The organism is Escherichia sp. WS1451, from assembly GCF_046487365.1.
Classification (GTDB): Bacteria; Pseudomonadota; Gammaproteobacteria; order Enterobacterales; family Enterobacteriaceae; genus Escherichia; species Escherichia coli.
The window spans coordinates 108,806-127,272 of the sequence record NZ_JBJQJP010000015.1 but is presented as its reverse complement, the minus strand read 5'-3'; the positions used below and the strand labels follow the sequence as shown (position 1 = coordinate 127,272).

General features: G+C 52.1%; 21 protein-coding genes. 7 read left to right on the top strand and 14 right to left on the bottom strand.

Annotated elements, in window-relative coordinates; all coding sequences use genetic code 11:
- From tuf to fkpA, 9 genes are all read right to left on the bottom strand, one after another.
- Positions 1-888, bottom strand: an 888-nt coding sequence (tuf, locus tag ACJHX7_RS18510) for an elongation factor Tu (RefSeq protein WP_135488687.1), incomplete at its 3' end; no start/stop codon positions are given.
- Positions 889-958: 70 nt separating this feature from the next.
- On the bottom strand, positions 959-3,073 hold the full coding sequence (gene fusA, locus ACJHX7_RS18505; RefSeq protein WP_000124700.1) for an elongation factor G: 2,115 nt from the start codon (positions 3,071-3,073) through the stop codon (positions 959-961).
- A 96-nt stretch (positions 3,074-3,169) separates the two neighbouring features.
- On the bottom strand, positions 3,170-3,640 hold the full coding sequence (gene rpsG / locus ACJHX7_RS18500; RefSeq protein ID WP_001138043.1) for a 30S ribosomal protein S7: 471 nt from the start codon (positions 3,638-3,640) through the stop codon (positions 3,170-3,172).
- 96 nt (positions 3,641-3,736) lie between these two features.
- On the bottom strand, positions 3,737-4,111 hold the full coding sequence (gene rpsL, locus ACJHX7_RS18495; protein ID WP_000246815.1) for a 30S ribosomal protein S12: 375 nt from the start codon (positions 4,109-4,111) through the stop codon (positions 3,737-3,739).
- A gap of 125 nt (positions 4,112-4,236) precedes the next feature.
- Complete coding sequence (tusB, locus tag ACJHX7_RS18490; RefSeq protein ID WP_000903385.1) at positions 4,237-4,524, bottom strand: sulfurtransferase complex subunit TusB; 288 nt, start codon at positions 4,522-4,524, stop codon at positions 4,237-4,239.
- 7 nt (positions 4,525-4,531) lie between these two features.
- The gene (gene tusC / locus ACJHX7_RS18485; RefSeq protein WP_000820714.1) at positions 4,532-4,891 is read right to left on the bottom strand and encodes a sulfurtransferase complex subunit TusC; all 360 of its coding nucleotides are present in this window, start codon (positions 4,889-4,891) and stop codon (positions 4,532-4,534) included.
- Positions 4,891-5,277: a sulfurtransferase complex subunit TusD gene (gene tusD, locus ACJHX7_RS18480; RefSeq protein ID WP_001209685.1), complete on the bottom strand. Its 387-nt coding sequence runs from the start codon at positions 5,275-5,277 to the stop codon at positions 4,891-4,893. Before tusD ends, tusC begins: the two co-directional genes overlap by 1 nt.
- A complete protein-coding gene (locus ACJHX7_RS18475; protein WP_000091466.1) occupies positions 5,277-5,999 on the bottom strand; it encodes a transcriptional regulator in 723 nt (240 codons plus the stop codon). The genes tusD and ACJHX7_RS18475 overlap by 1 nt, the downstream gene beginning before the upstream one ends.
- Before the next feature lie 166 nt (positions 6,000-6,165).
- On the bottom strand, positions 6,166-6,978 hold the full coding sequence (gene fkpA / locus ACJHX7_RS18470; RefSeq protein WP_410231675.1) for an FKBP-type peptidyl-prolyl cis-trans isomerase: 813 nt from the start codon (positions 6,976-6,978) through the stop codon (positions 6,166-6,168).
- A 220-nt stretch (positions 6,979-7,198) separates the two neighbouring features.
- On the opposite strand from fkpA, the gene ACJHX7_RS18465 reads away from it, so the two are divergent.
- On the top strand, positions 7,199-7,417 hold the full coding sequence (locus tag ACJHX7_RS18465; RefSeq protein WP_001153615.1) for a protein SlyX: 219 nt from the start codon (positions 7,199-7,201) through the stop codon (positions 7,415-7,417).
- Between the two features lie 49 nt (positions 7,418-7,466).
- Here the strand turns inward: ACJHX7_RS18465 and slyD are convergent, their stop codons facing one another.
- The 4 genes from slyD to kefG all read right to left on the bottom strand — a co-directional run bounded on the left by slyD (position 7,467) and on the right by kefG (position 10,718).
- Complete coding sequence (gene slyD, locus ACJHX7_RS18460) at positions 7,467-8,057, bottom strand: peptidylprolyl isomerase (RefSeq protein ID WP_000861334.1); 591 nt, start codon at positions 8,055-8,057, stop codon at positions 7,467-7,469.
- Positions 8,058-8,151: 94 nt separating this feature from the next.
- Positions 8,152-8,352 carry a YheV family putative zinc ribbon protein gene (locus ACJHX7_RS18455; RefSeq protein WP_001007730.1) on the bottom strand — a complete coding sequence of 67 codons (201 nt, stop codon included), beginning with the start codon at positions 8,350-8,352 and terminating at the stop codon, positions 8,152-8,154.
- A gap of 9 nt (positions 8,353-8,361) precedes the next feature.
- On the bottom strand, positions 8,362-10,167 hold the full coding sequence (gene kefB, locus ACJHX7_RS18450) for a glutathione-regulated potassium-efflux system protein KefB (RefSeq protein ID WP_032172359.1): 1,806 nt from the start codon (positions 10,165-10,167) through the stop codon (positions 8,362-8,364).
- A complete protein-coding gene (gene kefG / locus ACJHX7_RS18445) occupies positions 10,167-10,718 on the bottom strand; it encodes a glutathione-regulated potassium-efflux system ancillary protein KefG (RefSeq protein ID WP_001297514.1) in 552 nt (183 codons plus the stop codon). The genes kefB and kefG overlap by 1 nt, the downstream gene beginning before the upstream one ends.
- Positions 10,719-10,848: 130 nt before the next feature.
- Between kefG and ACJHX7_RS18440 the strand changes: the two genes are divergently transcribed.
- From ACJHX7_RS18440 to ACJHX7_RS18425, 4 genes are read left to right on the top strand one after another with little or no spacing between them, the layout of a single operon-like run.
- On the top strand, positions 10,849-12,762 hold the full coding sequence (locus tag ACJHX7_RS18440; protein WP_094030152.1) for an ABC transporter ATP-binding protein: 1,914 nt from the start codon (positions 10,849-10,851) through the stop codon (positions 12,760-12,762).
- Positions 12,762-13,784: a hydrolase gene (locus ACJHX7_RS18435; RefSeq protein WP_000057370.1), complete on the top strand. Its 1,023-nt coding sequence runs from the start codon at positions 12,762-12,764 to the stop codon at positions 13,782-13,784. The genes ACJHX7_RS18440 and ACJHX7_RS18435 overlap by 1 nt, the downstream gene beginning before the upstream one ends.
- The gene (locus ACJHX7_RS18430) at positions 13,778-13,996 is read left to right on the top strand and encodes a YheU family protein (protein WP_024704858.1); all 219 of its coding nucleotides are present in this window, start codon (positions 13,778-13,780) and stop codon (positions 13,994-13,996) included. The genes ACJHX7_RS18435 and ACJHX7_RS18430 overlap by 7 nt, the downstream gene beginning before the upstream one ends.
- A 53-nt stretch (positions 13,997-14,049) precedes the next feature.
- Entirely contained in the window at positions 14,050-14,919 is an 870-nt protein-coding gene (locus tag ACJHX7_RS18425) for a phosphoribulokinase (RefSeq protein WP_410231674.1), read from the top strand.
- Positions 14,920-14,973: 54 nt separating this feature from the next.
- Here ACJHX7_RS18425 and ACJHX7_RS18420 read toward each other — a convergent pair whose 3' ends face one another.
- Positions 14,974-15,378 carry an OsmC family protein gene (locus ACJHX7_RS18420; RefSeq protein WP_001148908.1) on the bottom strand — a complete coding sequence of 135 codons (405 nt, stop codon included), beginning with the start codon at positions 15,376-15,378 and terminating at the stop codon, positions 14,974-14,976.
- A gap of 301 nt (positions 15,379-15,679) precedes the next feature.
- Here ACJHX7_RS18420 and crp point away from each other — a divergent pair, with 301 nt between their 5' ends.
- Positions 15,680-16,312 carry a cAMP-activated global transcriptional regulator CRP gene (crp, locus tag ACJHX7_RS18415; RefSeq protein WP_000242755.1) on the top strand — a complete coding sequence of 211 codons (633 nt, stop codon included), beginning with the start codon at positions 15,680-15,682 and terminating at the stop codon, positions 16,310-16,312.
- A 50-nt stretch (positions 16,313-16,362) separates the two neighbouring features.
- Positions 16,363-18,453 (top strand): YccS/YhfK family putative transporter, encoded by a 2,091-nt coding sequence (locus ACJHX7_RS18410; RefSeq protein WP_022646192.1) that lies wholly within the window; start codon positions 16,363-16,365, stop codon positions 18,451-18,453.
- The last annotated feature ends 14 nt before the right edge of the window (positions 18,454-18,467 follow it).

The window sequence follows — 18,467 nt, the reverse complement described above, 5'->3', positions numbered from 1 at the left end:
CGGCTTAGCCAGTACCTGACCACGTTCGATTTCTTCACGTTTGATACCACGCAGCAGAACACCTACGTTCTCACCAGCACGGCCTTCGTCCAGCAGTTTGCGGAACATTTCGACGCCAGTACAGGTAGACTTCTGAGTCTCTTTGATACCAACGATTTCAACTTCTTCACCAACTTTGATGATACCGCGTTCTACACGACCGGTAACAACGGTACCACGACCGGAGATGGAGAATACGTCTTCGATCGGCAGCAGGAACGGCTTGTCAATCGCACGCTCTGGTTCCGGAATGTAAGAATCCAGGAAGCCAGCCAGTTCCAGGATTTTCGCTTCCCACTCTGCGTCGCCTTCCAGCGCTTTCAGAGCAGAACCACGAACGATCGGAGTGTCGTCGCCCGGGAAATCGTACTGAGACAGAAGTTCACGAACTTCCATTTCAACCAGTTCCAGCAGCTCTTCGTCATCAACCATGTCGCATTTGTTCAGGAACACGATGATGTACGGAACGCCTACCTGACGACCCAGCAGGATGTGCTCACGAGTCTGCGGCATCGGGCCGTCAGTCGCAGCAACTACCAGGATCGCGCCGTCCATCTGAGCAGCACCGGTGATCATGTTTTTAACATAGTCGGCGTGCCCCGGGCAGTCTACGTGTGCGTAGTGACGGGTCGGGGTGTCATATTCAACGTGAGAAGTGTTGATGGTGATACCACGAGCTTTTTCTTCCGGCGCGTTATCGATCTGGTCGAATGCACGAGCAGCACCGCCGTAGGTTTTAGCCAGTACGGTGGTGATTGCAGCGGTCAGCGTTGTTTTACCGTGGTCAACGTGGCCGATAGTACCAACGTTAACGTGCGGTTTTGTACGTTCAAATTTTTCTTTAGACACGGCTATATTCCTTACTATAGTGCTCTCCCCTTCAGGAGAGAGCACGGGACTTTGGTATTAACCCTTAGGCTTATTTACCACGGGCTTCAATTACGGCCTGAGCAACGTTACTCGGCGCTTCATCATACTTCAGGAATTCCATGGTGTATGATGCGCGACCTTTGGTCAGAGAACGCAGCTGAGTTGCATATCCGAACATTTCAGACAGCGGTACTTCAGCGTGGATCTTAACGCCAGTAACTTCAGATTCCTGACCTTTGAGCATACCACGACGACGGCTCAAGTCACCGATAACGTCACCGGTGTTCTCTTCCGGAGTTTCTACTTCAACCTTCATGATCGGCTCAAGCAGAACTGGTTTCGCTTTCTTAAAGCCTTCTTTAAAGGCGATAGAAGCAGCCAGTTTAAACGCCAGTTCAGAGGAGTCAACGTCATGGTAAGAACCGAAGTGCAGACGAATACCCATGTCTACTACCGGGTAGCCTGCCAGCGGACCTGCTTTCAGCTGTTCCTGGATACCTTTATCAACGGCCGGGATGTATTCGCCAGGGATTACACCACCTTTAATGTCGTTGATGAACTCGTAGCCTTTCGGGTTTGAACCCGGCTCCAGCGGGTACATGTCGATAACAACATGACCATACTGACCACGACCACCAGACTGTTTCGCGTGTTTACCTTCAACATCGGTAACTTTCTGGCGGATAGTTTCACGGTAAGCAACCTGCGGTTTACCTACGTTCGCTTCAACGTTGAATTCACGCTTCATACGGTCAACGATGATGTCGAGGTGCAGTTCGCCCATACCCGCGATGATGGTCTGGTTAGATTCTTCGTCAGTCCATACACGGAAAGACGGGTCTTCTTTAGCCAGACGGCCCAGAGCCAGACCCATTTTTTCCTGGTCAGCTTTGGTTTTCGGTTCAACTGCGATGGAGATTACCGGCTCAGGGAATTCCATACGTTCCAGAATGATCGGCGCATCCGGGTCACACAGGGTGTCACCAGTGGTTACGTCTTTCAGACCGATTGCAGCAGCGATGTCGCCCGCGCGAACTTCTTTGATCTCTTCACGTTTGTTAGCGTGCATCTGAACGATACGACCGAAACGCTCACGTGCAGCTTTCACGGAGTTCAGTACGGTATCACCAGAGTTAACCACACCGGAGTAAACACGGAAGAAGGTCAGGTTACCAACAAACGGGTCAGTAGCGATTTTGAACGCCAGTGCAGAGAACGGCTCGTCATCACTTGCGTGACGTTCAGCCGGAGTATCTTTACCGTCGTCCAGGATACCGTTGATCGCAGGTACGTCAACCGGGGATGGCAGGTAATCAATTACCGCATCCAGCATCGCCTGAACACCTTTGTTCTTGAACGCAGAACCACAGGTTACCAGGATGATTTCGTTGTTCAGAACGCGCTGACGCAGAGCACCTTTGATTTCTGCTTCAGTCAGTTCTTCACCACCCAGGTATTTTTCCATCAGCTCTTCAGAAGCTTCAGCTGCGGATTCGATCAGGTTCTGGTGCCATTCGTTAGCCAGTTCAACCATGTCTGCCGGGATATCTTCGTATTCGAAGGTTACGCCCTGGTCAGCGTCGTTCCAGTTGATAGCTTTCATTTTCACCAGGTCAACAACACCGGTGAAATGTTCTTCAGCACCAATCGCCAGCTGCAGCGGAACCGGGTTCGCGCCCAGACGGGTTTTGATCTGGTTAACAACTTTCAGGAAGTTCGCACCCATGCGGTCCATTTTGTTAACGAACGCAATGCGCGGAACTTTATATTTGTTTGCCTGACGCCATACGGTTTCAGACTGCGGCTGAACACCACCAACTGCGCAGTAAACCATTACCGCACCATCGAGAACACGCATGGAACGTTCTACTTCGATTGTGAAGTCAACGTGCCCCGGGGTGTCGATGATGTTGATGCGATGCGGCTCATACTGCTTAGCCATACCAGACCAGAATGCAGTAGTCGCAGCGGAAGTGATGGTAATACCACGTTCCTGCTCCTGCTCCATCCAGTCCATGGTTGCAGCGCCGTCATGAACTTCACCGATTTTATGGTTTACACCGGTGTAGAACAGAATACGTTCGGTAGTAGTGGTTTTACCGGCGTCGATGTGCGCACTGATACCGATGTTACGGTAGCGTGCGATGGGTGTTGTACGAGCCATTTGTTTCCTCGTTTATCTTTTAGGCGTTCAATTTAAGTAGCCCAAAGCGGGCTGCTTACTGGAAGCGCCCGCCTGGTGACTAAAACTCCGAAGGGATTACCAACGGTAGTGTGCGAACGCCTTGTTGGCTTCGGCCATACGGTGAACGTCTTCACGTTTCTTAACTGCAGTACCTTTGTTTTCTGCAGCATCAGAAAGTTCGTTCGCCAGGCGCAGAGCCATGGATTTATCACCGCGTTTACGAGCAGCTTCAACGATCCAACGCATTGCCAGAGCATTACGACGAACCGGACGGACTTCAACTGGTACCTGATAAGTAGAACCACCAACGCGGCGAGACTTAACTTCTACAGTCGGGCGCACGTTTTCGAGAGCTACTTCGAATGCTTCCAGTTCAGATTTACCAGAGCGCTGAGCCAGGGTCTCCAGCGCGCTGTATACGATAGATTCAGCAGTAGATTTTTTACCATCTACCATCAGGATATTTACAAATTTAGCCAGCAGTTCTGATCCGAACTTCGGATCCGGCAGAATTTTACGCTGACCAATGACGCGACGACGTGGCATGGAAATACTCCGTTGTTAATTCAGGATTGTCCAAAACTCTACGAGTTTAGTTTGACATTTAAGTTAAAACGTTTGGCCTTACTTAACGGAGAACCATTAAGCCTTAGGACGCTTCACGCCATACTTGGAACGAGCCTGCTTACGGTCTTTAACGCCGGAGCAGTCAAGCGCACCACGTACGGTGTGGTAACGAACACCCGGGAGGTCTTTAACACGACCGCCACGGATCAGGATCACGGAGTGCTCCTGCAGGTTGTGACCTTCACCACCGATGTAGGAAGTCACTTCGAAACCGTTAGTCAGACGAACACGGCATACTTTACGCAGCGCGGAGTTCGGTTTTTTAGGAGTGGTAGTATATACACGAGTACATACGCCACGTTTTTGCGGGCATGCTTCCAGCGCAGGCACGTTGCTTTTCGCAACTTTGCGAGCACGTGGTTTGCGTACCAGCTGGTTAACTGTTGCCATTAAATAGCTCCTGGTTTTAGCTTTTGCTTCGTAAACACGTAATAAAACGTCCTCACACAATATGAGGACGCCGAATTTTAGGGCGATGCCGAAAAGGTGTCAAGAAATATACAACGATCCCGCCATCACCAGGCCATCTGGCTGGAGTGCTTAACCGTAAGTCTGACGAAATCAGTATAGTCAATGGGAATGATGTCGTTCGAAATTCGACCAGTCAAACCGCGGGCAATAAGGTCTTCGTTCAGGGCATAGACCTTAATGGGGGCATTACGCAGACTTTCAAGGTAGCAGTTACCGTCAACTCCGGCAGTTACGCCATCTTGCAATAATAGCAGTTCGTCGCCTTCACTGAGCAGACGCAGCAGCGCAGCAAAATCCGTCAGCCAGGGTGAACGATGTAATGTGTGCAGCATAAACGCCTCAAAACCTCAAAATAACATCGTAGTTGGCGAGTTCGCGGCGTAAGGCATCTGCTTCGAGCGGCGTGGCTTCGACAACAAAGGGTGTCTGCGGATCTAACCCGCGTTCGCGCAGTGAAGCCGCACAAACCCAGCACTGTTCAATGTCGTACAGACCCAACAATTTAAAAGTGGCAATGTAATCACGCGCCAGCACTGCATCGGGCTTTTGTCCTGGCAGCAGCTGAAAAACGCCATCAGCTATAAAGAAGACAGCCAGATCGTCAGTTAATGCGGAAGTTGCCAGTAAAGCATCTAAACCTTCCCGGCCTGCAGCTGTACCATGAGGCGCAGTAGAAAAAACAAACGCAATTCGTTTCATCAGAACTGTACCACCCTGTCACAGGTCAGCGAGGCTTCCGCCAGCGCGCCAAGTCCGCTTAAGGTAAATCCCGACTGAAGATTTGACGAAGCCAGCCCCAGCCTTCCTGCTTCAGTTTCATCGACGATACCGCGGCGTAACGCTGCCGCTACGCAGATATTCAGCGCCACACCATGTTGCGCATTCAACTGTTGCCAGCCGCGCACAAGGTCAAATTCATCGCTTGCCGGTGAGGTCAATTGGTTAGCGTTATAGACCCCTTCCCGATAGAAAAAGACGCAGCTTAACTCATGGCCTTCGGCTATCAGTGCCTGCGCAAACTGAAAAGCACTACTCGCCTGTTGCGTACCGTATGCTGGCCCGGTCACCACGATGGCAAAACGCATTACTTATCTTGCCCCTGGAAATCACCGCTCTTGAACTGGCGGATGTAGAGATAGACAGTGTGTTTGGAGATGTTCAGGCGGTCAGCAACCTGGTTGATCGCATCTTTAATATCGAAGATCCCTTTCTCGTAGAGATTCAGCACGATCTGACGATTTTTGGCGTTATTAGAAACATTGCGATCGGCATTCACTTCTTCGATGGTGAACTCCAGCGTTTGGGTAACCAGATCTTCAACAGAAGAGGCAAAGTTGACGCTTGAACCGACATCCGGGGTTTCTGGCGGCACAAAGGTGCTCATAATCTGCGAGAAGGGAACATCAAGATTCATATTGATGCACAGCAGACCAATTACACGCTGTTCGCGGTTACGAATCGCGATAGTCAGGGACTTCATTAATACGCCGCTTTTGGCGCGAGTAAAGTAGCATTTAGAAACGCTGCTATCCGCTCCCGTCATATCGTGCAGCATACGTAGCGCCAGGTCAGTAATTGGCGAACCAATCTTCCGGCCTGTATGTTCACCGTTAGCAATGCGAATGGCTGAACATTTTAGATCCTGCAAAGAGTGCAAAACGATTTCACAGTGGGAGCCAATAAGCATCGCTAACCCGTCCACCACCGCTTCGTAGGATTTCAGAATATCAAAATCGGTCTGGTCGAAAGGACGTTGATCCAGTAAATCCAACTCACTGGTTTCGTTGGTTAAAAGCGACCTGGACATGAAAAAAAACACTCCTTTTCAGGAGCCTGTCGTTAACTTTTCAGGGCAGGCTCATTAATGATGCGGGTAACTAAATTAATACAGCGGAGGTTCCGCTTTCCAGCACTAATTATATCCGGCCTGTAATAAAAAAACCGCCGCCTGGTCAGGCGGCGGTTCTTAATGCTTATTTTTTAGCAGAATCTGCGGCTTTCGCATCAGCTTCCGGCTTTGCATCAGCCTTCGGCGCTGGTTTCACATCCAGCAGCTCTACGTCAAACACCAGGGTAGAATTCGGTGGGATCCCCGGAACACCCGCTTTGCCGTAAGCCAGTTCTGGTGGAATAACCAGTTTGATCTTACCGCCTTTCTTGATGTTCTTCAGACCTTCTGTCCAACCCGGAATAACACCGTCCAGACGGAAAGAGAGCGGTTCACCACGGGTGTAAGAGTTGTCGAACTCTTTTCCGTCGATCAGCGTACCCTTGTAGTTCACGACAACAGTATCGCTGTCTTTCGGTGCTTCGCCTTTACCGGCTTCTACTACCTGATAAACCAGACCAGTTGAAGAGGTTTTCATACCTTTCTCTTTGGCAAATTTCTCGCGGTACTCTTTACCTTTCGCTTCGTTATCTGCCGCGTCTTTTTCCATCTTCGCCTGAGCAGAAGACTTCACGCGAGCTTCGAATGCTTGCAGTGTCTGTTCGATCTCTTGGTCGGAGAGTTTGCTCTTATCAGCAAATGCATCCTGAACACCAGCGATCAGCTGATCTTTATCCAGTTTGATGCCCAGTTTTTCTTGTTCTTTAAGAGAGTTTTCCATGTAACGACCCAGCGAAGCACCCAGTGCATAAGCTGATTTCTGATCGTCATTTTTGAACGCTGCTTTGCTGTCAACAGTTGTAGCAGGTTTTGCAGCTTCAGCAGCAAAAGTGATCGGTGCATGCAGGGCAACGGCCATTGTGGTCGCCAGCAGCGTTACTTTAAACAGTGATTTCATCCATATCTCCAGGATCGGGGCATCTCACCCCAGGGTTAACTATTATCAGAAGGGTACTATAAAGCGTTGTCGAACAAATCTACATACAGACACGCCCTATTATCATCTATTTTCAGACTCTTTTTGTTTAAATTAGTTTCGATGACCGCGAAATGAGTGCTGTCTCGGGCAGCAAAGTTAAGTAGAATCCGCGGCGACCATTCGACAAAAGAGGTGAATCATGCAGGATTTATCATTGGAAGCACGCCTGGCAGAGCTGGAGAGCCGATTGGCTTTTCAGGAAATCACCATTGAAGAACTGAATGTCACGGTGACCGCTCATGAAATGGAGATGGCGAAACTGCGCGATCATCTGCGTCTGCTGACCGAGAAGCTAAAAGCCAGCCAGCCGTCGAACATCGCGTCGCAGGCTGAAGAAACGCCACCGCCACATTATTGAGGCGTAAAAAAAGCGGGGATTCCCCCGCTTTTTTGTCACTTTTTCGGTATTAGTGGCAACCGCAACCGCCGTTACCTTTACCGCCGCAGCAGCCTTCGCCACCGTGTTCATGACCGTGATCGTGGCCATGACCACCGCAGCAACCGTCGTGGTCGTGATCGTGGTGGTGATCGTGCGCGCCGTGAACGTGACCATGAGCCAGTTCTTCTTCGGTCGCTTCGCGAATCGCCACAACTTCAACGTTGAATTTCAGGTTCTGACCAGCCAGCATATGGTTACCATCAACCACTACGTGATCGTCTTCAACCGCAGTGATTTCAACCGGTACCGGACCCTGGTCGGTTTCAGCCAGGAAACGCATACCTACCTGCAGTTCATCAACGCCCATAAATACGTCTTTAGGAACGCGTTGCACCAGGTTTTCGTCGTACTGACCGTAAGCGTCGTTCGCGCCAACAGCGACATCAAATTTGTCGCCAACTTCGTGACCTTCCAGCGCCGTTTCCAGGCCAGAGATCAGGGAACCGTGACCATGCAGGTAGTCCAGCGGCGCACTCACCGGAGACTCATCAACCAACACACCGTCTTCTGTACGTACCTGATAGGCCAGGCTGACCACCAGGTCTTTTGCTACTTTCATGATATCTCCTGAGCATGGGAAGAATAGTGGCGCAGATTGTAGCGGAATTCTGCAGCCGTGTACTCACTAGCTTAAAAAAACTCGGCGCATATCGCTAGTCCGGATGAAAAATCCCGATCACTTGCTCATCTTTGCGAACGTGATCGCGGGCTTCTTTGTCTGCTTCTCGCATCTGATGTCCGCACTTAACACATTCAACAATATCAATATTATTTTCGCGCCACATCGCCATTGAATCCTGCGCCTGACAGGCCGGGCATTTTGCCCCCGCAATAAAACGTTTTCGGATTGCCATCTTTACCCTCTACTCAAATTCATCCCAGCCGTCCAGCTGGCGTCGTTCTTGTTGCATTTCACGCTGGAAAATCTCTTCCAGTTCGCGTCGGGCTTCCCTGGCGCGAGAAATTTGTACGGTATCGGCATGCATTGGGATGAGCTCTCGCAGCATCCGCATATCCAGGCGGCGAAAATGCAGTTGCGCCCGCTGTGCCTGATGCGGATGCATGCCAAGCGTGACCAGCGTCTTGCGCCCCAGCTCTAACGCACTGGAGAATGTTTCACGGGAAAACTGCGTCACCCCTGCCTGTAATAACTCATGCGCTTCCACACGTCCGCGCGCTCGCGCAAGAATATGCAAATGCGGAAAGTGCTGCTGGCATATTTCCACCAGTTTCATGGTGTCTTCCGGCTCGTTACAGGTAATGACGATAGACTCAGCGGCCTCTGCACCCGCAGAACGTAAAAGATCGACCTGCGTGGCGTCGCCGTAATAAACTTTGTAGCCATATTTGCGCATCAGGTTAACGGCGCTGATATCCCGCTCCAGCACGGTAATGCGCATTTTATTTGCCATCAGCAAACGACCAATCACCTGACCAAAACGCCCAAAGCCCACGACAATGACCTGGGGTTTATCATCGTTGACCCACGGTTTTTCGTCTTCTTCTTCCGGTCCGTTAAACTGGCGGGATAGCCATTTATCTACCAGCTTCATCAGCAGCGGCGTGGTCATCATGGAAAGCGTCACCGTCACCAGTAACAGCGCCATCTGGTCGCCATGGAATAAGCGTTGTGAAGAAGCGGTAGAAAAGAGCACAAAGGCAAACTCACCGCCCTGACTCAACACGCCAGCAAACTGCATCCGCTCTGAGCTACGCACGCCATACAGTCGCGCCAGCAGATACAGCACGAGAATTTTCACCGCCACCAGCACAACCACACTTATCACTACCCACAACAGATGGGTATAAAGCACCCCGAGGTTGAGCGACATGCCGACAGAGATAAAGAACAAACCGAGCAGCAAGCCTTTGAAGGGATCGATAGCCGTTTCCAGTTCATGGCGATATTCACTTTCCGCCAGTAGCACACCCGCAATAAACGTACCGAGCGCCATCGACAACCCCAGCGCATCCATAAACAATGCGGAACCCAACACCAGCAGCAGCGTCGCAGCGGTGAACACTTCCCGCACGCCAGAAGCTGCAATAAAACGGAATACCGGACGCAGTAAATAGCGCCCGCCAATCAGCATGCCGACAAACGCCAGCACCTTCATGCCGATCTTCATCCAGTCGAAATGTTCGTCTGCCGAACCCGCCAACAACGGCACTAACGCCAGTGCCGGGATCACCGCCAGATCCTGAAACAGCAGTACCGAGAAACCTAACTGGCCGGATTCGCTGCGATTCATCCCTTTATCACGCATCAATTGCAACGCCATTGCAGTTGAAGACATCGCAAGGCCAATGCCACCGACCACCGCCGCCTGCCATGAGAAATGGGTCAGCATCAATAATCCCGCCAGCAACGCCGCGCTTAACAGCACCTGTGCCGCGCCTACGCCAAAAATCGAACGCCGCAGTTGCCAAAGCTTGGAGGGATTCAACTCAAGGCCGATGATAAACATCAGGAACACCACGCCGAGTTCCGAAAAGTGGAGGATCTCATCGACGTCGCTAATAAACCCCAGCCCCCACGGGCCAATTGCAATCCCTGCCAGCAAATATCCCAACACAGCGCCAATCCCCAGCCGCGATGCCAGCGGCACCGCAGCCACCGCCGCGAAGAGAAACAGCACTCCTGCGAGTAAAAAATCGGAACCTTCCATCAGCGGCCTCCTGGAGACAGCGGATTTGCCAGCCAGTCACCGTAGGCTCTGGCGTGACTCGCCAGCTCCTGTGCGCTTTGCCGTCTCGCCCAGTAAATAATGATGGGACTCAACCAATGCATCCGGCACATGCCCGCCGCTAGTTCAAAGGGGCGCAGAACATCGCTCATGGGGTAGCGATTCAAGGCGTCATAACGGTAAGCACTTTCCGGCTCGCCGGTGGTAATCACGCTACGCCAGTACTTTCCCGCCAGTTGGTTTCCCCCCGGTCCGCTGGCAAAACCACGGCTTAATACCCGGTCCAGCCACTCTTTCAGTAGCGCCGGGCAGCTATAGGTATAAAGAGGATGCTGAAAGACAATCACCTCGTGCTCGCGCAGTAATGCCTGCTCACGAGGGATATCAATAAAAAAGTCGGGATAGTGCGCATAAAGGTCGTGCACGGTAACATTGCTGAGCTGCGTGGCCGGTTTAAGCAGAACCCGGTTTGCCACCGAGTCCTGAGATTCCGGATGGGCATACAGCAGCAAAACTTTCGCTGGCTGAGACATCATCCCCCTCCCGGTATGGTTTTTGTGTATAGTCGCTGTTTTGGGCTACCATTGCGCCCGGTGCGGCAGCTCGCCCATACATTACATTATCATAATGATAAGTTAACATAGTCTGAACATACGGCGCCTTATGATTGTTTTCTCCTCGTTACAAATTCGTCGCGGCGTGCGCGTCCTGCTGGATAATGCCACCGCCACCATCAACCCCGGGCAGAAAGTCGGCCTGGTGGGTAAAAACGGCTGTGGTAAATCTACCCTGCTGGCATTGCTGAAAAATGAAATCAGCGCCGACGGCGGCAGCTACACCTTTCCGGGAAGCTGGCAACTGGCGTGGGTGAATCAGGAAACGCCGGCGTTACCGCAAGCGGCGCTGGAATATGTCATTGACGGCGACCGTGAATATCGTCAACTGGAAGCGCAGCTACACGACGCCAACGAACGTAACGACGGGCACGCCATCGCCACTATTCATGGCAAGCTGGATGCTATTGACGCATGGAGTATTCGCTCCCGTGCCGCCAGCCTGCTGCACGGCCTCGGTTTCAGCAATGAACAACTGGAGCGCCCGGTAAGTGATTTCTCCGGTGGCTGGCGTATGCGTCTTAACCTTGCCCAGGCGCTGATTTGCCGTTCAGACTTGCTGCTGCTCGACGAACCGACTAACCACCTCGATCTCGATGCCGTTATCTGGCTGGAAAAATGGCTGAAGAGCTATCAGGGCACGCTGATCCTGATCTCTCACGACCGCGACTTCCTCGATCCGATCGTTGAAAAAATTATTCATATCGAACAACAAAGCATGTTCGAGTACACCGGCAACTACAGTTCGTTTGAAGTACAGCGCGCCACCCGTCTGGCGCAGCAACAAGCGATGTACGAAAGCCAGCAGGAACGCGTAGCGCATCTGCAAAGTTATATCGACCGTTTCCGTGCCAAAGCCACCAAAGCGAAGCAGGCCCAGAGCCGTATTAAGATGCTGGAGCGTATGGAGCTGATTGCCCCGGCGCACGTCGACAACCCGTTCCGCTTTAGCTTCCGCGCGCCGGAAAGCCTGCCTAATCCGTTATTAAAGATGGAAAAAGTCAGCGCAGGCTATGGTGATCGCATTATTCTCGACTCGATTAAACTGAATCTGGTCCCCGGCTCGCGCATTGGTCTGCTAGGCCGCAACGGCGCGGGTAAATCGACATTAATCAAACTGTTAGCCGGTGAACTTGCGCCAGTCAGCGGTGAAATTGGTCTGGCGAAAGGGATCAAGCTCGGCTACTTCGCCCAGCATCAACTGGAATACCTGCGCGCCGACGAATCGCCGATTCAACATCTGGCACGTTTAGCGCCGCAGGAGCTGGAGCAAAAACTGCGTGACTACCTCGGCGGCTTTGGTTTCCAGGGCGATAAAGTAACCGAAGAAACGCGCCGCTTCTCCGGTGGGGAAAAAGCCCGCCTGGTGCTGGCATTAATTGTCTGGCAGCGTCCGAATCTGCTGCTGCTCGACGAACCGACCAACCACCTTGACCTCGACATGCGTCAGGCACTCACCGAAGCATTAATCGAGTTCGAAGGCGCGCTGGTTGTCGTCTCGCACGACCGTCATTTGCTGCGTTCCACCACTGACGATCTCTACCTGGTTCACGATCGTAAAGTCGAACCGTTCGACGGCGATCTGGAAGATTATCAACAGTGGTTGAGCGACGTACAAAAGCAGGAAAACCAGGCCGACGAAGCGCCAAAAGAGAACGCGAACAGCGCCCAGGCACGTAAAGATCAGAAGCGTCGGGAAGCGGAGCTGCGTGCGCAAACCCAGCCACTGCGTAAAGAGATTGCCCGTCTGGAAAAAGAGATGGAGAAGCTGAACGCGCAACTGGCGCAGGCGGAAGAGAAACTCGGCGACAGCGAACTGTATGACCAGAGCCGTAAAGCGGAGTTGACCGCCTGCCTGCAACAGCAAGCCAGCGCCAAATCCGGCCTGGAAGAGTGCGAAATGGCGTGGCTGGAAGCCCAGGAGCAGCTTGAGCAGATGCTGCTGGAAGGGCAAAGCAACTGATGGCGCAGATAACGACGACCGATGCCAATGAATTCAGCAGCAGTGCTGAATTCACCCCTATGCGCGGCTTTAGCAATTGTCATCTACAAACCATGCTGCCGCGTCTGTTTCGTCGCAAGGTGAAATTCACCCCGCACTGGCAGCGACTGGAGTTGCCCGACGGCGATTTTGTCGATCTCGCATGGAGTGAAGACCCTGCCCAGGCGAACCATAAACCGCGTTTAGTGGTGTTTCACGGGCTGGAGGGCAGCCTCAATAGCCCTTACGCCCACGGTCTGGTCGAGGCGGCGCAAAAACGCGGCTGGCTGGGCGTGGTGATGCATTTTCGCGGATGCAGCGGTGAACCAAACCGTATGCACCGCATTTACCATTCGGGCGAAACCGAAGACGCCAGCTGGTTTTTACGCTGGCTGCAGCGCGAATTTGGACATGCGCCAACGGCTGCCGTCGGCTATTCGCTCGGCGGTAATATGCTCGCCTGTTTGCTGGCAAAAGAAGGTAATAACCTCCCGATTGATGCAGCGGTAATTGTCTCCGCGCCATTTATGCTGGAAGCCTGTAGTTATCATATGGAAAAGGGCTTTTCCCGCGTTTATCAGCGTTACTTGCTGAACCTGTTAAAAGCCAATGCCGCGCGCAAGCTGGCAGCCTACCCCGGAACACTGCCGATTAATCTCGCGCAGTTAAAATCGGTACGTCGCATCCGTGAATTTGACGATCTGATCACCGCCAGAATTCACGGCTACGCTGACGCTATCGACTATTATCGTCAGTGTAGCGCCATGCCGATGCTGAACCGGATCGCCAAACCGACGCTGATTATTCACGCCAAAGACGATCCGTTTATGGATCATCAGGTGATCCCGAAACCGGAAAGTCTCCCCCCGCAGGTGGAGTATCAACTGACTGAACATGGCGGTCATGTTGGCTTTATTGGCGGTACATTACTTCATCCGCAAATGTGGCTGGAGTCACGCATTCCTGACTGGTTAACAACGTATCTGGAGGCGAAATCATGTTGATTCCGTGGCAAGACCTCTCCCCCGAAACGCTGGAAAATTTAATTGAAAGCTTTGTGTTACGTGAAGGCACCGATTATGGTGAACATGAGCGTACACTTGAACAGAAAGTCGCCGACGTCAAACGCCAGCTACAGTGCGGAGAAGCGGTGCTGGTATGGTCGGAGCTGCACGAAACGGTCAATATCATGCCGCGCGGTCAGTTTCGCGAATAACCTGCAACCGTCGGCGGACGAGATAATAATGATAGCTAAGTCATGGAGTTACTATGTCTGCCAAACATCCGGTCATTGCGGTAACAGGATCCAGCGGCGCGGGGACCACCACCACCAGCCTCGCGTTTCGTAAAATATTCGCGCAGTTAAATCTGCATGCAGCCGAGGTGGAAGGCGATAGTTTTCACCGTTACACCCGCCCGGAAATGGACATGGCGATCCGCAAAGCGCGCGACGCCGGGCGGCATATCAGCTACTTCGGCCCCGAAGCGAACGACTTTGGCCTGCTGGAACAAACCTTCATTGAATATGGTCAGAGCGGCAAAGGGAAATCTCGCAAATATCTGCATACGTACGACGAAGCCGTACCGTGGAATCAGGTGCCGGGAACATTCACCCCATGGCAACCTTTACCGGAACCCACTGATGTACTGTTTTATGAAGGGCTACACGGCGGCGTAGTCACGCCACAGCATAACGTTGCGCAGCATGTGGACTTACTGGTCGGCGTGGTGCCTATCGTTAACCTTGAGTGGATTAAAAAACTGATCCGCGACACCAGCGAGCGCGGGCACTCACGAGAAGCCGTGATGGACTCGGTAGTGCGTTCAATGGAAGACTATATCAACTACATCACACCGCAGTTTTCCCGCACCCATCTTAACTTCCAGCGCGTTCCCACCGTCGACACTTCAAACCCGTTCGCGGCAAAAGGTATCCCGTCGCTGGATGAAAGCTTTGTGGTGATCCATTTTCGTAATCTGGAAGGGATCGATTTCCCCTGGCTGCTGGCGATGTTGCAAGGCTCATTCATTTCCCACATCAATACGTTAGTGGTGCCCGGCGGCAAAATGGGTCTGGCAATGGAATTAATTATGCTGCCGCTGGTGCAACGATTGATGGAAGGAAAGAAAATCGAGTAACTTTGCTATTACGCCGGATAAAATACTATCCGGCTTCACAACGGGATAGTTAAATCACGCGGCAACCACTTCATATGAGTGAGTAATATTCACCGCTTTTTCCAGCATCAACGCCACTGAACAATATTTCTCCGCAGAGAGATCAACCGCACGCGCAACCGCTGCGTCTTTCAGGTCGCGACCGGTGACGATAAAATGCAGATTAATGTGCGTAAACAGGCGTGGTGCCTCTTCGCGGCGTTCAGAGGTCAATTTTACTTCACAATCGACCACATCCTGACGCCCTTTTTGCAGAATAGAAACCACATCGATGGCACTGCAACCACCCGCCGCCATCAACACCATTTCCATCGGACTTGGTGCTTTATCGCCTGAGTTGCCGTCCATTAAAATCTGGTGACCAGAGGCGGATTCGCCCAGAAAAGTTAACCCTTCGACCCACTTCACTCGCGCTTGCATTTTTGCTACTCCACTGCGTCAATTTTCCTGACAGAGTACGCGTACTAACCAAATCGCGCAACGGAAGGCGACCTGGGTCATGCTGAAGCGAGACACCAGGAGACACAAAGCGAAAGCTATGCTAAAACAGTCAGGATGCTACAGTAATACATTGATGTACTGCATGTATGCAAAGGACGTCACATTACCGTGCAGTACAGTTGATAGCCCCTTCCCAGGTAGCGGGAAGCATATTTCGGCAATCCAGAGACAGCGGCGTTATCTGGCTCTGGAGAAAGCTTATAACAGAGGATAACCGCGCATGGTGCTTGGCAAACCGCAAACAGACCCGACTCTCGAATGGTTCTTGTCTCATTGCCACATTCATAAGTACCCATCCAAGAGCACGCTTATTCACCAGGGTGAAAAAGCGGAAACGCTGTACTACATCGTTAAAGGCTCTGTGGCAGTGCTGATCAAAGACGAAGAGGGTAAAGAAATGATCCTCTCCTATCTGAATCAGGGTGATTTTATTGGCGAACTGGGCCTGTTTGAAGAAGGCCAGGAACGTAGCGCATGGGTACGTGCGAAAACTGCCTGTGAAGTGGCTGAAATTTCGTACAAAAAATTTCGCCAATTGATTCAGGTAAACCCGGACATTCTGATGCGTCTGTCTGCACAGATGGCGCGTCGTCTGCAAGTCACTTCAGAGAAAGTGGGCAACCTGGCGTTTCTCGACGTGACGGGCCGCATTGCACAGACTCTGCTGAATCTGGCAAAACAACCGGATGCTATGACTCACCCGGACGGTATGCAAATCAAAATTACCCGTCAGGAAATCGGTCAGATTGTCGGCTGTTCTCGTGAAACAGTGGGGCGCATTCTGAAGATGCTGGAAGATCAGAACCTGATCTCCGCACACGGTAAAACCATCGTCGTTTACGGCACTCGTTAATCCCGTCGGAGTGGCGCGTTACCTGGTAGCGCGCCATTTTGTTTCCCCCGATGTGGCGCAGACTGATTTATCACCCCGATATTAACTATGCACTGCGACAAACGCTGGTGCTATGTTTGCCCGTGGCCGTTGGGTTAATGCTTGGCGAATTACGATTCGGTCTGCTCTTCTCCCTCGTTCCTGCCTGTTGCAATATTGCGGGCCTTGATACGCCTCATAAACGTTTTTTCAAACGCTTAATCATTGGTGCGTCGCTGTTTGCCACCTGTAGCTTGCTGACACAGCTACTACTGGCAAGAGATGTTCCTCTGCCCTTTTTGCTGACCGGATTAACGCTGGTACTTGGCGTCACTGCTGAGCTGGGGCCATTGCACGCAAAATTGCTTCCCGCATCGCTGCTCGCCGCCATTTTTACCCTCAGTCTGGCGGGATACATGCCGGTCTGGGAACCGTTGCTCATCTATGCGCTGGGCACTTTGTGGTACGGATTGTTTAACTGGTTTTGGTTCTGGATCTGGCGCGAACAACCGCTACGCGAGTCACTAAGTCTGCTGTACCGTGAACTGGCAGATTACTGTGAAGCCAAATACAGCCTGCTTACCCAGCACACCGACCCTGAAAAAGCGCTGCCGCCGCTGCTGGTGCGCCAGCAAAAAGCGGTCGATCTAATTACCCAGTGCTATCAGCAAATGCATATGCTTTCCGCGCAAAATAATACCGATTACAAGCGGATGCTACGTATTTTCCAGGAGGCGCTGGATTTGCAGGAACATATTTCGGTCAGTTTGCATCAGCCGGAAGAGGTGCAAAAGCTGGTCGAGCGTAGCCATGCGGAAGAAGTTATCCGCTGGAATGCGCAAACCGTCGCCGCTCGCCTGCGCGTGCTGGCTGATGACATTCTTTACCATCGCCTGCCGACGCGTTTTACGATGGAAAAGCAAATTGGCGCACTGGAAAAAATCGCCCGCCAACACCCGGATAATCCGGTTGGGCAATTCTGCTACTGGCATTTCAGCCGCATTGCCCGCGTGCTGCGCACCCAAAAACCGCTCTATGCCCGTGACTTACTGGCCGATAAACAGCGGCGAATGCCGTTACTTCCGGCGCTGAAAAGTTATTTGTCACTAAAGTCTCCGGCGCTACGCAATGCCGGACGACTCAGTGTGATGTTAAGCGTTGCCAGCCTGATGGGCACCGCGCTGCATCTGCCGAAGTCGTACTGGATCCTGATGACGGTATTGCTGGTGACGCAAAATGGCTATGGCGCAACCCGTCTGAGGATTGTGAATCGCTCCGTGGGAACCGTGGTCGGGTTAATCATTGCGGGCGTGGCGCTGCACTTTAAAATTCCCGAAGGTTACACCCTGACCTTGATGCTGATTACCACCCTCGCCAGCTACCTGATATTGCGCAAAAACTACGGCTGGGCGACGGTCGGTTTTACCATTACCGCAGTGTATACCCTGCAACTGTTGTGGCTGAACGGTGAGCAGTACATCCTTCCACGTCTTATCGATACCATTATTGGTTGTTTAATTGCTTTCGGCGGTACTGTCTGGCTGTGGCCGCAGTGGCAGAGCGGGTTATTGCGTAAGAACGCCCATGACGCTTTAGAAGCCTATCAGGACGCGATTCGCTTGATTCTGAGCGAGGACCCGCAACCTACGCCACTGGCCTGGCAGCGAATGCGGGTAAATCAGGCGCATAACACTCTGTATAACTCATTGAATCAGGCGATGCAGGAACCGGCGTTTAACAGCCATTATCTGGCAGATATGAAACTGTGGGTAACGCACAGTCAGTTTATAGTTGAACATATCAATGCCATGACCACGCTGGCACGGGAACACCGGGCATTGCCACCTGAACTGGCGCAAGAATATTTACAGTCTTGTGAAATCGCCATTCAGCGTTGTCAGCAGCGACTGGAGTATGACGAACCGGGTAGTTCTGGCGATGCCAATATCATGGATGCGCCGGAGATGCAGCCGCACGAAGGCGCGGCAGGTACGCTGGAGCAGCATTTACAGCGGGTTATTGGTCATCTGAACACCATGCACACCATTTCGTCGATGGCATGGCGTCAGCGACCGCATCACGGGATTTGGCTGAGTCGCAAGTTGCGGGATTCGAAGGCGTAATGCAGGCTAAACCA

What these genes read in the sequence shown, in the direction of transcription:
- ACJHX7_RS18440 (WP_094030152.1), top strand. Translation starts at nt 10,849, where the DNA reads ATGATTGTTTTCTCCTCGTTACAAATTCGTCGCGGCGTGCGCGTCCTG.
- slyD (WP_000861334.1), bottom strand. Translation starts at nt 8,057, where the DNA reads ATGAAAGTAGCAAAAGACCTGGTGGTCAGCCTGGCCTATCAGGTACGT.
- tusD (WP_001209685.1), bottom strand. Translation starts at nt 5,277, where the DNA reads ATGCGTTTTGCCATCGTGGTGACCGGGCCAGCATACGGTACGCAACAG.
- rpsL (WP_000246815.1), bottom strand. Translation starts at nt 4,111, where the DNA reads ATGGCAACAGTTAACCAGCTGGTACGCAAACCACGTGCTCGCAAAGTT.
- fkpA (WP_410231675.1), bottom strand. Translation starts at nt 6,978, where the DNA reads ATGAAATCACTGTTTAAAGTAACGCTGCTGGCGACCACAATGGCCGTT.
- fusA (WP_000124700.1), bottom strand. Translation starts at nt 3,073, where the DNA reads ATGGCTCGTACAACACCCATCGCACGCTACCGTAACATCGGTATCAGT.
- rpsG (WP_001138043.1), bottom strand. Translation starts at nt 3,640, where the DNA reads ATGCCACGTCGTCGCGTCATTGGTCAGCGTAAAATTCTGCCGGATCCG.
- kefB (WP_032172359.1), bottom strand. Translation starts at nt 10,167, where the DNA reads ATGGAAGGTTCCGATTTTTTACTCGCAGGAGTGCTGTTTCTCTTCGCG.
- ACJHX7_RS18420 (WP_001148908.1), bottom strand. Translation starts at nt 15,378, where the DNA reads ATGCAAGCGCGAGTGAAGTGGGTCGAAGGGTTAACTTTTCTGGGCGAA.
- ACJHX7_RS18475 (WP_000091466.1), bottom strand. Translation starts at nt 5,999, where the DNA reads ATGTCCAGGTCGCTTTTAACCAACGAAACCAGTGAGTTGGATTTACTG.
- tusC (WP_000820714.1), bottom strand. Translation starts at nt 4,891, where the DNA reads ATGAAACGAATTGCGTTTGTTTTTTCTACTGCGCCTCATGGTACAGCT.
- kefG (WP_001297514.1), bottom strand. Translation starts at nt 10,718, where the DNA reads ATGTCTCAGCCAGCGAAAGTTTTGCTGCTGTATGCCCATCCGGAATCT.
- ACJHX7_RS18410 (WP_022646192.1), top strand. Translation starts at nt 16,363, where the DNA reads ATGTGGCGCAGACTGATTTATCACCCCGATATTAACTATGCACTGCGA.
- ACJHX7_RS18430 (WP_024704858.1), top strand. Translation starts at nt 13,778, where the DNA reads ATGTTGATTCCGTGGCAAGACCTCTCCCCCGAAACGCTGGAAAATTTA.
- crp (WP_000242755.1), top strand. Translation starts at nt 15,680, where the DNA reads ATGGTGCTTGGCAAACCGCAAACAGACCCGACTCTCGAATGGTTCTTG.
- ACJHX7_RS18455 (WP_001007730.1), bottom strand. Translation starts at nt 8,352, where the DNA reads ATGGCAATCCGAAAACGTTTTATTGCGGGGGCAAAATGCCCGGCCTGT.
- ACJHX7_RS18435 (WP_000057370.1), top strand. Translation starts at nt 12,762, where the DNA reads ATGGCGCAGATAACGACGACCGATGCCAATGAATTCAGCAGCAGTGCT.
- tusB (WP_000903385.1), bottom strand. Translation starts at nt 4,524, where the DNA reads ATGCTGCACACATTACATCGTTCACCCTGGCTGACGGATTTTGCTGCG.
- ACJHX7_RS18425 (WP_410231674.1), top strand. Translation starts at nt 14,050, where the DNA reads ATGTCTGCCAAACATCCGGTCATTGCGGTAACAGGATCCAGCGGCGCG.
- ACJHX7_RS18465 (WP_001153615.1), top strand. Translation starts at nt 7,199, where the DNA reads ATGCAGGATTTATCATTGGAAGCACGCCTGGCAGAGCTGGAGAGCCGA.